This is a genomic window from Neisseria sp. WLZKY-1 (assembly GCF_046546535.1).
Taxonomy (GTDB): domain Bacteria; phylum Pseudomonadota; class Gammaproteobacteria; order Burkholderiales; family Neisseriaceae; genus Neisseria.
Genome location: NZ_JBKGTW010000053.1, coordinates 1 through 12,625 on the forward strand (window position 1 = coordinate 1; position 12,625 = coordinate 12,625).

9 protein-coding genes and 1 pseudogene are annotated in these 12,625 nt (G+C 57.8%); 5 read left to right on the plus strand and 5 right to left on the minus strand.

The genetic code is table 11. From position 1 onward, the window contains the following. Positions 1-173: 173 nt before the first annotated feature. The 4 genes from ACLD9W_RS10710 to ACLD9W_RS10725 form a co-directional block, all read right to left on the minus strand. Positions 174-950, minus strand: a complete 777-nt coding sequence (locus ACLD9W_RS10710; RefSeq protein WP_410842006.1) for a TrmH family RNA methyltransferase — start codon at positions 948-950, stop codon at positions 174-176. 88 nt (positions 951-1,038) lie between these two features. Next, positions 1,039-1,344 carry a hypothetical protein gene (locus ACLD9W_RS10715; protein WP_410842007.1) on the minus strand — a complete coding sequence of 102 codons (306 nt, stop codon included), beginning with the start codon at positions 1,342-1,344 and terminating at the stop codon, positions 1,039-1,041. Positions 1,345-1,430: 86 nt separating this feature from the next. Continuing rightward, entirely contained in the window at positions 1,431-4,199 is a 2,769-nt protein-coding gene (gene gyrA / locus ACLD9W_RS10720; RefSeq protein ID WP_410842013.1) for a DNA gyrase subunit A, read from the minus strand. Positions 4,200-4,310: 111 nt separating this feature from the next. Continuing rightward, positions 4,311-5,036: an SDR family NAD(P)-dependent oxidoreductase gene (locus ACLD9W_RS10725; RefSeq protein ID WP_410842008.1), complete on the minus strand. Its 726-nt coding sequence runs from the start codon at positions 5,034-5,036 to the stop codon at positions 4,311-4,313. 62 nt (positions 5,037-5,098) lie between these two features. Between ACLD9W_RS10725 and coaBC the strand changes: the two genes are divergently transcribed. Then, entirely contained in the window at positions 5,099-6,289 is a 1,191-nt protein-coding gene (gene coaBC, locus ACLD9W_RS10730; RefSeq protein ID WP_410842009.1) for a bifunctional phosphopantothenoylcysteine decarboxylase/phosphopantothenate--cysteine ligase CoaBC, read from the plus strand. Between the two features lie 378 nt (positions 6,290-6,667). Beyond that, positions 6,668-8,488, plus strand: a complete 1,821-nt coding sequence (locus tag ACLD9W_RS10735) for an ABC transporter ATP-binding protein/permease (RefSeq protein WP_410842010.1) — start codon at positions 6,668-6,670, stop codon at positions 8,486-8,488. A gap of 400 nt (positions 8,489-8,888) precedes the next feature. Here the strand turns inward: ACLD9W_RS10735 and ACLD9W_RS10740 are convergent, their stop codons facing one another. Then, positions 8,889-10,055 (minus strand): JmjC domain-containing protein, encoded by a 1,167-nt coding sequence (locus ACLD9W_RS10740; protein ID WP_410842014.1) that lies wholly within the window; start codon positions 10,053-10,055, stop codon positions 8,889-8,891. 198 nt (positions 10,056-10,253) lie between these two features. On the opposite strand from ACLD9W_RS10740, the gene aroC reads away from it, so the two are divergent. From aroC to ACLD9W_RS10755, 3 genes and pseudogenes are all read left to right on the plus strand, one after another. Next, positions 10,254-11,348: a chorismate synthase gene (aroC, locus tag ACLD9W_RS10745; RefSeq protein ID WP_410842011.1), complete on the plus strand. Its 1,095-nt coding sequence runs from the start codon at positions 10,254-10,256 to the stop codon at positions 11,346-11,348. A 132-nt stretch (positions 11,349-11,480) separates the two neighbouring features. Then, positions 11,481-12,344 (plus strand): SAM-dependent methyltransferase TehB, encoded by an 864-nt coding sequence (gene tehB, locus ACLD9W_RS10750; protein WP_410842012.1) that lies wholly within the window; start codon positions 11,481-11,483, stop codon positions 12,342-12,344. Positions 12,345-12,505: 161 nt separating this feature from the next. Beyond that, positions 12,506-12,625, plus strand: a pseudogene (locus ACLD9W_RS10755) (IS5/IS1182 family transposase); the annotation flags it as partial.

The following is a 12,625-nucleotide window of genomic DNA, read 5'->3' on the forward strand; positions in this document are numbered from 1 at the left end:
CTGAATGAGGCCGTCTGAATGAGGCCGTCTGAATGAGGCCGTCTGAATGAGGCCGTCTGAATGAGGCCGTCTGAATGAGGCCGTCTGAATGAGGCCGTCTGAATGAGGCCGTCTGAAAAAACCTGCTTCGCAGGTTTTTTCAGACGGCCTTTCCTATCCGCCGCAACAGACGCTTACAGCCGCTGGCGCATCTGCTCGAACAGGCAGACCGTGGCGGCCATCGCCACATTGAGCGACTCGGTTGCGCCCGCCATCGGGATAACGACCGAGCCGGCAGCGGCGCGGCGCGCTTCGTCGGACACGCCGCTGCCTTCGTTGCCGAACAGCCAGCCGCACAGGCGGCGCAGGTCGAGGGCGTAGAGGCTTTGCGCCGACTCATCGAGGGCGGTTACGCGCAGCGGTTCGCGGTAGAGCGGCAGCCATTGCGCCAGATCGGTGTCAGGATAAAGGCCGAGCAGGAAATGCGCGCCCATCGCCGCGCGCAGGACTTTGGGCGACCAGACGTCGGCACAGTCGCAGCCGAGCACCACGTTTTTCACGCCCGCCGCCGCCGCGCTGCGCAGGATGGTGCCGATATTGCCGGGATCTTGGATGCGTTCGAGAACGACGCAGTCGCCGTTCTGCGGCGGGGCGGCGGCTGCGGGAATTTCGGCCAGAGCCAGCAGGCCGCCGCCGTCGGACAGGGCGGAGGCTTTCGCCAGCAGGCCGCCGCCAACCGCCGTTACGTCCTCCTGCGCCAGACGCGCCAGCAGTCCTTGGATTTCGCCGTCGTCCAGACGGTCTGCCGCCACATAAACCTGCTGCGGCCGCGCGCCCGTTTGCAGCAGCGCATCGAGCAGGTGCGCGCCTTCGAGCACGGTTTGCCGGCATTCGCGGCGGTATTTGGCCGATTTGACAAGTTTGGCGAGGTGTTTGAGCTGCGTATTGTACGGGGAGAGGATTTGTTTCATGGGATTGGTTTGGTAACGGGGTTTTGGCTGCCGTGCTGCAAATGTTCCACAGTTCGGCAGGTCGGGCATTGGTGCGCGATCTGCGCGGCTATCCGTCCTGCCATTCGATATCGCTGATGTGCGGATGGCTGCGCAACACGGCATCCAGTGCGGCGGCGAGTTTGCCCACGGCTGGGCGCGTGTCCACGGCGCGGAACAGGCGTTTGGGCGGGCGGACGGTGGCGCAGTCGGGCGTGATAAAGCAGGCGATGTTTGAATGCTCAAAAGCCAAATAGGCGTATTCATATTTGCCCTGCTTGAATTTCAGCTCTTCTTTGAGAAACACGGCATCGGGGTGTTGGTAATGTTCTTTGATGTACGCCATCAGGTTGCGGATAAATTCTTTGCTTTTCATTGGCCGCCTGCTCTTTGGGGGATGGAATTTATAGTGAGAGGCCGTCTGAAAAGGTTTTTTCAGACGGCCTTTTGTCTGCGCGGAGCTTATTCCGCCGCGCCCGGGTCTTGTGCGCCGTTTTCGGGCGCGGTGCTGTCGTTTTCGGCGGCGTCGGCGAGGTCTTCCGGCTCTTCGGCCACGCGCTCGAGGCTGACGAGCTGTTCGCCTTCGTCCAGATTAATCAGGCGCACGCCTTGCGCGGCGCGGCCGGTTTCGCGGATTTGTTCGACTTTGGTGCGGATGAGGACGCCGCCGCTGGTAATCAGCATCAGGTCGTCAGTTTCGCCGACCAAGGTTGCGGCGACCAAATCGCCGTTGCGCTCGCCGGTGTTGATGGCGATATTGCCTTGTCCGCCTTTGTTTTTACGACTGTAATCGGCAATCGGGGTGCGCTTGCCGTAACCGTTGGCGGTGGCGGTCAGCACTTGCAAATCGCTTTGTGCGGCTTCTGGTGCAAAGGTAATCAGGCTGACGATTTTGCCGTCGGCAGGCAGGCGCATACCACGCAGGCCACCGCTGCCGCGACCGGACGGACGCACGCCGTGTTTGCCGCTTGGCAGGGCATTTTCGTTGTCAGCGGTTTCGTCTTCGAGGTCGTCTGAAATTTCGGTTTCGATGTCGGCATCTTCTGCTTCGTCGTTACCGGATTTTTCCCAGTATTCGTTGAAACGGATGGCTTTGCCCAAGTTGGAGAACAGCATGATGTCGTCCGAGCCGCTGGTTTGGGCGGCGCCGACGAGGTAGTCCCCTTCTTTGAGCGCGATGGCTTTGATGCCTTGGCTGCGGACGTTTTTGAAGGCGGAAAGCTGGACTTTTTTCACCATGCCTTGCGCGGTGGCGAAGAAGACGTATTGGTCTTCGGGGAACTCGCGCACAGCGAGGATGGCGCTGACTTTTTCGCCTTCTTCCAACTGGATGACGTTGTTAATCGGGCGGCCGCGGCTGTTGCGTCCGCCTTCAGGCAGTTTGTAAACCTTAATCCAGTGGCACTTGCCAAGGTTGGTGAAACACATCAAATAGTCATGCGTGTTCGCAACGAACAGGGTTTCGATGAAGTCTTCGTCTTTGGTGGCAGCCGCCTGTTTGCCGCGTCCGCCGCGACGCTGCGCCTGATAGTCGGTGGTCGGCTGGGTTTTGATATAGCCACCGTGAGTCAGGGTAACGACCATTTCGCGTTGCGGAATCAGATCTTCATCGGCAATGTCGCCGCCGAACGGGTTGATTTCGCTGCGGCGCTCGTCGCCGAAATTGGTTTTGGTTTCTTCCAATTCTTCGCGGATGATTTGGGTGATGCGTTCCGGCTTCGCCAAAATGTCCAAATAGTCGATGATTTTTGCCATGATGTTTTTGTAGTCGCCGACAATTTCTTCTTGGTCAAGGCCGGTCAGGTTGCGCAGGCTCATGCGCAGGATGGCGTCGGCCTGGATTTCGCTCAGATAATAGCCTTGTTCCTGTAAGCCGAGGTTGGCGGGCAGACCTTCGGGGCGTGCCATGCGCAGGTCGAGGTCGGTACGGCTCAGCATGTCTTCCACCAAGCCGCTGCGCCATGCGCGGGACAACAGTTTTTCTTTGGCTTCAGGCGCGTCGGCGGATTCTTTAATCAATCGAATCATCTCGTCGATATTGGACAATGCGACGGCTTTACCTTCGGCGATATGGCCTTCATGACGCGCTTTTTTCAGGCGGAACAGGGTGCGGCGGGTAACGACTTCGCGACGGTGGCGCAGGAATTCCGCTAGAATCTGTTTCAGGTTCAACAGGCGCGGCTGACCGTCAACCAAGGCGACCATATTGATGCCGAAGCTGTCTTGAAGCTGGGTGAGTTTGTAGAGCTGGTTTAAAACGACTTCGGCGTTTTCGTTACGTTTCAATTCGATAACGACGCGCATACCGGATTTGTCGGATTCGTCGCGCAGGTCGGATACGCCTTCCAACGTTTTTTCGCGCACCAGTTCGCCGATTTTTTCCACCAGCTTGGCTTTGTTCACCTGATACGGGATTTCGTCGATGATGATGGCTTCGCGTTCGCCGTTTTTGCCTATCGGTTCGATATGGGTTTTACCGCGCATGACGACGCGGCCGCGGCCGGTTTTATAGCCTTCGCGCACGCCGCTCAAGCCGTAGATGGTTGCGCCGGTCGGGAAATCGGGGGCTTGCAGGATATTGATTAATTCGTCGATTTCGGTTTCCGGTTCGTCCAAAAGACGCAGACAGGCGTTGATGGTGTCGGTGAGGTTATGCGGCGGAATGTTGGTCGCCATACCGACGGCGATACCGGACGAGCCGTTGACCAACAGCGCGGGAAAGCGGGTAGGCAACACCAGCGGTTCGTGTTCGCTGCCGTCGTAGTTCGGACCGAAATTGACGGTTTCTTCTTCGATGTCCGCCAGCATTTCGTGGGCGATTTTCGCCATGCGGATTTCGGTATAACGCATGGCCGCGGCTCCGTCGCCGTCAACCGAACCGAAGTTACCCTGACCGTCGATTAAGACGTAGCGCATTGAAAAATCCTGCGCCATGCGCACGATGGTGTTGTAAACCGCTAAATCGCCGTGCGGATGGTATTTACCGATGACGTCGCCGACGATACGCGCCGATTTTTTGTAGGCGGCGTTCCAGTTGTTTTTCAGCTCGTGCATGGCGTAAAGCACGCGGCGGTGCACCGGCTTCAAACCGTCGCGCACATCGGGCAGCGCGCGGCCGACAATCACGCTCATGGCGTAATCGAGATAGCTTTTGCGCATTTCGTCTTCAAGGCTGACGGGCAGGGTTTCGAGGGCAAACTTATGGTCGTGGCGGATGGTATCGTCGGTCATGGCGTGGGGAATGGGGAGACAAAAATAACGCGCGATTTTAACACAAAAGGCTTTGAGGCCGTCTGAAAGCGGTTTTCGCACTTTCAGACGGCCTCTGTTTCCGCTGCGGCCTCAGTGCCAAAAATCGCGGATGTCCGCCGCCGCTTCCTCTCCGAAGCGTGCGGACTCGACATAGGCGGCGATTTTCGCCGCCGTTTCTTCCGCGCTCTGCAAACCGCCGCCCTCTTTCAGCGCGGCAAAACGCGGCCGCATGGGGAAATCGGCTTCGTCGGCGGCGCGGATTTCGCCCTGCATGGCGGTATCGACCACGCCGGGGGCGAGGCAGGTGATGCGTACGTTTTCGTGTCCTTCCGCCGCCACGCAGCGAGCGTGGTGGTCGAGCGCGGCTTTGGTCGCGCCGTATACGCTCCAACCCGGATAGTTTTTGCGCCCCGCGCCGCTGCCGATGTGCAGGATGTCCAGCGGCACACGCGCAGGCCGCGCCGCCAGAGCCGCATTGGCCAGCAGCAGCGGCGCAGTTACGTTTAAAGCCACGGCAGACAGGGTTTCAGACGGCCTCTGCCGCCCCAGCAGGGCATTGGGCGACACCGTGCCCGCGTTGTTCGCCAGCAGGATGCTACCCGCGTCTGCCAAAAAATCACGCAAGAGGCCGCTTGAAAGCCAAGCCGCCAGAGCCGCGCCGTCGGCCAAATCGATCCGCACCTGCCGCAGCTTGGGCGAAACCATGTCCGCCCTGCCCCGCGCCAAGCCCAAAACCTGCCAACCGCGTTGCAGATACAGTTCCGCCAACGCCCGCCCCAGCCCGCGCGTGTGGCCGGTGATGATGAGTTTCTTCATAAAAAAACACCCCTTTGAAATGGCTATATAATGCGCGCCATTTTACCTGCGGACACCCAACCATGCCCAAACACATCCTGCTCGGCGTCAGCGGCGGCATCGCCGCCTACAAATCCTGCGAACTCGTGCGCCTATTAAAAAAACAGGGACACGAAGTGAGCGTCGCCATGAGCCGCGCCGCCGCCGAGTTCGTCTCCCCGCTCACCTTCCAAGCCCTCAGCGGCAACCCCGTTTTGAGCGAAACGCACGACGGCGCAGCGGCCGACGGCATGGCGCACATTCGCCTCACCCGCGCGGCCGACGCCTTCCTCATCGCCCCCGCCACCGCCAACACCCTCGCCAAAATCGCCAACGGCATTGCCGACAACCTGCTCACCAACCTCGCCGCCGCCCGCAAATGCCCGCTGGCCGTCGCCCCCGCGATGAACGTGGAAATGTGGCGCAATCCGGCCAACCAACGCAATATCGCGCAGCTCGTTTCAGACGGCCTCACCGTCTTCCCGCCCGATGCGGGCGATCTGGCCTGCGGCGAAACGGGCGAAGGCCGCATGGCCGAACCTGCCGCGTTGGCCGACCTGCTGGCCGATTTGTGGACGCCCAAAACCCTGCGCGGCAAAAAAGTGCTCGTCACCGCCGGAGCAACCTTTGAAGCCATCGACCCCGTGCGCGGCATCACCAATCTGTCCAGCGGCCAAATGGGCGCCGAACTCGCCCGCGCCTGCCGTGCCGCCGGTGCACAGGTCACTTTGATACACGGCCAGATGCAGGCCGCCCTGCCCGCCGGTCTGCACGAAACCGTGTCCGCCGTCAGCGCACAGGCGATGTACGAAGCCGTGATGGCTCGCGCGGCAGACAGCGACATATTCGTCGCCGTGGCTGCCGTAGCCGACTACAAAGTGAAAAACGCCGCCGCGCACAAGCTGAAAAAAGACGGCAGCGGCCGCCCGCCTGTTATCGAACTCGAAGAAAACCCCGACATCCTCGCCGCCGCCGCCGCCCTGCCGCATCCGCCCTTCTGCGTCGGCTTTGCCGCCGAAAGCCGCAATATCTTGGAATACGCCCGCGCCAAGCGCGCGAAAAAAAACATCCCGCTGATTGTCGCCAACGACGTGGCCGTGGCAATGGGCAAGGCGGGCAACCAAATCACCCTTATCGACGCCGCCCGCGAAACCGTCCTGCCCCATTGCGGCAAGGCCGAAGCCGCCGCCGCCATCGTCGGCCGCATCGCCGAAATGACGGTGGAGGCCGTCTGAAAGCGCGGCTTCAACGAAGTGAAAAGCAAAAGGCTGCCTGAAACCCGTTTTCAGACGGCCTTTCTGCCCCGCAAAGGTAAAAAACCGCCCCGCTTGAATAAGACGGTTTATCATTGCCGCCCTTTTTCCCTAGGGCGCGTTGACATTCAACTTTTAAAGCGGATTTTGCGGCATAAAATGGCAGATACAAGGCGAAAACGCGAGCCAATGCCGTCCATTGGCGAGTGTTTTCAACGCGGCAGATGCCGTTTTAGGACGTAAAAGCCGCCAAAATGTTGATTGTCAACACGCCCAAACACAGCAAGGCCGCTCCCGCCTACGCGGGAATGACGTTTCCGAACCTCGCGTTCAGACGACCTCAAACAGAACCGTATCATCATGCACACATCCCCGCTCATCCTCGCCCAAACGCAAAAATGGCAAACCGAACTGGCCGCCTCGCCGCTGTGGCTGCTGCAAACCCTCGCCGGCGTATTGTTTGCCGCCGCCCTCGCCGCCCTCCTTTTAAGCCGCACCCGTTTCGGCCGCGAGTTTTGGCAGGTGCTCAAACCCTGCCTGAGCAAACGCGGCGCGCTGGCGGCGGCGGCCGTCGTCGTCCTGATGATCGTGCTGCTGCTCACCGAAGTGCGCCTGTACGTCCTCAACACCTTCTTATACAGCAGCGCATACAGCGCCATGCAGGACAGGCTGGCCGCCGTGTTCTGGACGGCCGTATTCATGAACGCCGCCGTGATGCTCATCCGATCGGTCAACCTCATCATCAACGACTTTCTCGACCAGGCACTGGCCATCAAATGGGCAGAACAGCTCAACCGCGTCCTCACCCGCCGCTGGCTGGCCGGCAAAACCTACCACCGCCTGCAAATGCGCCGCGACGCGCCCGACAACATCGACCAGCGTATCCAGATGGACGCGCAGGAATTCATCGTCTCTACCATCACCTTCCTGCGCGGCATGCTCAATTCGGTGATTTCCACCATAGAATTCACCATCGTCTTATGGGGCTTGGCGGGCATACTGCCCGTGTTCGGCATCGAAATCCCGCACGGCATCGTCTTTCTCGTCTACCTCGCCATTCTCACCGCTACTGCGCTGGCCATGTGGATAGGCCGCCCGCTTATCCGTTCAAACTACGAAAACGAACACCTCAACGGCGACTACCGCTACTCCCTCGTACGCATTCGCGACCACTCCGAAAGCATCGCCTTCTACAACGGCGAATGGCGCGAACGGCAGCAGCTTTCCGAACGCTTCCGCGCCATCATTGCCAACCGCTGGCGCATCGCCCGCCAAAGCATCACCCTCAGCGGCTTCAACGACGTTTTCAGCCAAATCATGCAGCTTCTGCCCCTGATGTTGCAGGCGCCGCGCCTGTTTGCCGGACACATCAAAATCGGCGACGTGCAGCAGACCGTGCAATCCTTCGCCCGTCTGCAAAAATCCATGTCCTTCTTCCGCAATTTTTATAAAGACTTCACCGTCTACCGCGCCCGCCTCGAACGTATCGCCGGCTTTATGGACAGCATGGACGACAAACGCCCCGCACACCAACCCGACACCGAAACCCTTTCAGACGGCCTCATCCTCGACCGTCTCACCCTGCTGCGCCACAACGGCGATACTCTTCTGGCCAACGTCAGCTTCACCGCCCGCCCCGGCGATGCCGTCCTCATCCGCGGCGCCAGCGGCTGCGGCAAAACCTCCCTCTTACGCGCCCTCGCCGGACTCTGGCCCTTCGGCAGCAGCGGCCGCATCGTCCGCCCGCCGCAGGAAAACATCATGTTCGTGCCGCAAAAAGCCTATATGCCGCAGGGCAGCCTCCTGCAATCCGTCTGCTACCCCGCGCCGCAGGCCAGCCGCGCCGACGTTGCCGCCGCCCTCGAAACCTGCCGCCTCGCCCACCTCGTCCCCCTGCTCGACAAGGAAGACAACTGGCAGCAGCGGCTTTCCCCCGGCGAACAGCAGCGCATCGCCTTCGCCCGCGTCCTCCTCGCCCGCCCCGCCGCCATCCTCCTCGACGAAGCCACTTCCGCGCTGGACGAGCCCACCGAAGCCCACCTCTACACCACCCTGCGCCGCAGCCTGCCCGAGAGCATCATCGTCAGCATCGGCCACCGCAACACCCTCGAAGCCTTCCACAACCTGTCGCTCTACGTCGGCGGCGGCTGTCCCGACGAACCGGCACCTGAGGCCGTCTGAAAGCGCAGCTCCAACGAAGTTAAAACACAGTCCCGCCCCTTTTTCAGACGGCCTTTAAGGCCGTCTGAAAGCCACCGTCAAGCCGAAACCGCGAGATGCCCCAGCAACAACCAAACATAGATCTTTAATGCTCAATTCTTTCATTAATAATCCTTAATATTATATTAATAAATTTTAATTTAGCTTCTATTTTACATCTTCTTGTATATATCTAGATAATGTTTCAAATATTGAACCAAGAAATGCACCTAAAAATGATCCAAATAAGATATTTAATACACCTGTTATCGATAATACAACATCTTTTCCAAAATACATACTAAATAACAACAAGAACACTATTAAAGAAACAAACATAAAATAAATAAATTTCACAATAAAAAAAGTCCAATATTCCATTTCAGAAAACCTCCACCGCATCCAAATCGGCCAATCGCGTCAAAAGCTCTCTGATTTCCTCATGCTTGGCGGCATCGAACTGCGCCAGTACCTTACTAATGGCAACCGGTTGATGCGTGGAGATAAAAGCCAAAACTTCACATCCTGCTCCTTGCGCGTTAATTTTCGTACCGTTGGCAATCAGAAGCCCCTGTTTCGCAGTCGATGCGTTAACGGTATTCAGGCGGACTTTAAGGTCGTCTGTAAGGATGGAGGCTTGAGGATTGGCAAATTTTTCCAAATTAAATATGCTGTCGGTGCGCTTCTTGCCTAAAAATTCTTCCAAAAAGGCAGCGTAGCGTTCAGGCGAACAGATGATGCAGGCAATTTTTTCAGCGACATCAACAAGACGTTCTTTATCGGTTTGCCAGTTTGTAAAGCTATGGCGCAGGCTTTCAATTTCGGGAATTTTGCCTTGTCCTTTCCACATCAGCCATTCAAGGTAGTCATAGCCGTTGGGCGGAAATGTACCAACGGCAAGATGGAAAGATTCGCAACCCATCGGTATCGGATTGTGCCACCAGCCGCGCGGAATGTAGAGCACATCGCCCGCTTCAAGCACAATGTCGTAATCAACAGTATCGGGTTCTGTAACATTCAAATCTTTGGTTTGCTGCATATACAGCGGCTGTGGGAAATTAGGGGCGGAAAGATACCAGCGTTTTTTACCGACAAGCTGAACGGCATATACGTCGCGCGTATCCCAATGGTTTTTGTAGGATTCGTCGCTACCGAAGCAAAGATAGGCACTGGTTACGGTATGCGCCTGCGCTAATGCGCCGATTTGCCGGGCGATGCCGTCTGAAAACGGTTCGTTGTTAATATGATTATAAATCAGTGACGCACCGTTACGCATGTGTTCATAGATAACGGGTTTGATAAAACGGTGGCGGATATTTCCCAAGTCATCAAATATTTCGACATATTCTTCTTTGGGAACAATCACGCCTTTTTTGCGCAAATGAAACAATGGAGCAGCAGGATTGGCACGTTGGTAAAGCCCGTTGATCTCATCCCATGATACGGCTTCAAGGTTTATTACTGCATTCTTAAACAACTTTGGTTTTTGGTATAGATATTCTTGCCTGAAAGTTTCAGGTGCAATATCAAAATTAAGGAATATAGACATGGTGCTTTGAGTATCTTCCATATATTTATAATTTGCCAGAATTATCATTTTTTTTTTTTTTGTCAATTTTGATTTGTTTTTGTCATTTGTCTTGATCTGATCCGCAATGTCCATTTTTCCAATCTCTGTTTTCAGACGGCTGCCGTGCTAGAATCCGCCAATTTGGCGTTGACGCACCCCGCCGCACAGGAGCAAAACATGGCAGGCAACACTTTCGGACAATTCTTCACCGTAACCACTTTCGGCGAAAGCCACGGCGCGGGCTTGGGCTGCATCATCGACGGCTGCCCGCCCAATCTTGCATTGAGCGAAGCCGACATCCAGGCCGACCTCGACCGGCGCAAACCCGGCACCAGCCGCCACGTTACCCAGCGGCGCGAAGCCGACCAAGTGGAAATCGTCTCGGGCGTGTTCGAGGGAAAAACCACCGGCACGCCCATCATGCTGCTTATCCGCAACACCGACCAGCGCAGCAAAGACTACGGCAACATCGCCGAACAGTTCCGCCCCGGCCACGCCGATTACACCTATTGGCACAAATACGGCATCCGCGACTATCGCGGCGGCGGCCGCTCTTCCGCCCGCGAAACCGCTGCCCGTGTGGCGGCAGGTGCGGTGGCGAAAAAATGGCTGCGCGAGCAGTTTGGCACGCACATCACCGCCTACGTTACCCAAGTTGGCGAAAAAGAAATCGCCTTTGAAGGCTACGAATTTATCGCGCAAAATCCGTTTTTCGCCGCCAACCAATCGCAAATTGCCGATTTGGAAAGCTATATGGACAGCGTGCGCAAATCGCTGGATTCAGTTGGTGCGAAATTAAGCATCGAAGCGCGTAATGTACCCGTGGGCTTGGGCGAACCGGTGTTCGACCGCCTCGATGCCGACATCGCCCACGCCATGATGGGTATCAACGCCGTGAAAGGCGTGGAAATCGGCGACGGCTTCGACGTGGTGGCGCAGCGCGGCAGCGTGCACGGCGACGAACTCACGCCGCAGGGATTTTTGTCCAACCACGCAGGCGGTATACTCGGCGGCATCAGCACCGGGCAGGACATCCGCGTCAGCATCGCCATCAAGCCCACCAGCTCCATCGCCACGCCGCGCCGCAGCATCGACATCCACGGCAACGCGGTGGAAATCGCCACTCACGGCCGCCACGACCCCTGCGTCGGCCTGCGTGCCGCGCCGATTGCCGAAGCCATGCTCGCGCTGGTGCTCATCGACCACGCCCTGCGCCAGCGGGCGCAAAATGCAGACGTGCGCGTCAATACGCCCGACATCGCGCGGCGCTGAGTTTGTCGGCATGAAGGCCGTCTGAAAGCCCTTTCGGCAACGCCGAAGCTGCGTTTTCAGACGGCCTTTTCTTGTCCCCCGCCGCCGAAAAATTTAATATGCCGCCTTTCTTCCACCTCACGAAAGCCCGCTATGAACAACGATCTCATCTGCTACAAACAAATGCCCGTGTGGAGTGCCGACACCGTACCGCCCGCCTTTCTCGCCCGCCACAACACGCAGGAAGGCACATGGGGCAAACTGCGCGTCTTGTCAGGCCGTCTGAAATTCTACGAACTGGACGAAGCGGACAATGTGTTGTCCGCCGTCGAAATCACCCCCGAAAGCGGCGTGCACACCATCGAGCCGCAGCAGTGGCACAAAATCGAGCCTTTAGGCGACGATTTGTCGGTGCAGCTCGAATTTCATTGCGACAAGGCCGACTATTTCCACAAAAAATACGGCATGACCGCCACCCACTCCGCCGTGAAAGCCGCCGCCGCGCACGTTCCGCCCGGCAAAGCGCTGGACTTGGGCTGCGGCCAGGGACGCAACGCGCTGTATCTCGCCCTCAAAGGCTTCGACGTCACCGCCGTCGACCAAAACCCCAACCCGCTCTACGCGCTCTCCGACATGGCGGCACAGGAAAACCTGCCCGTGCAAGTGGCAGGCTACGACATCAACGCCGCCGCCCTCGACGAGCCCTACGACTTTATCGTCGCCACCGTCGTATTCATGTTCCTACGCCCCGACCGCGTCCCCGACGTGATTGCAAACATGCAGGAGCACACCGCGCGCGGCGGCTACAACCTCATCGTCTCGGCCATGGACACCGCCGACTACCCCTGCCCCATGCCCTTCCCCTTCAAATTCCGCGAAAACGAGCTGCGCGGATATTACGCAGGTTGGGAGATGGTCGAATACAAGGAAGAGCCCGGCGCCATGCACGCCACCGACGACGCGGGCAACCCGATACGCTTCAAATTCGTCACCATGCTGGCGAAAAAGCCCGAATAAGGCCGCCGGCAAAAGGCCGTCTGAAAGCACGTTTTCCCGTTTTCAGACGGCTTTTTGCTTTTCACCGCGCTTTCAGACGGCCGCAAGCGCATCAGGCCGAGACCTTTGCAAAATCCCCCCAAATCCCCTAAATTCCCACCAAGACATTTAGGGGATTTTCCATGAGCACCTTCTTCCAGCAAACCGCACAAGCCATGATTGCCAAACACATCGACCGCTTCCCACTATTGAAGTTGGATCAAGTGATTGATTGGCAGCCGATCGAACAGTACCTGAATCGT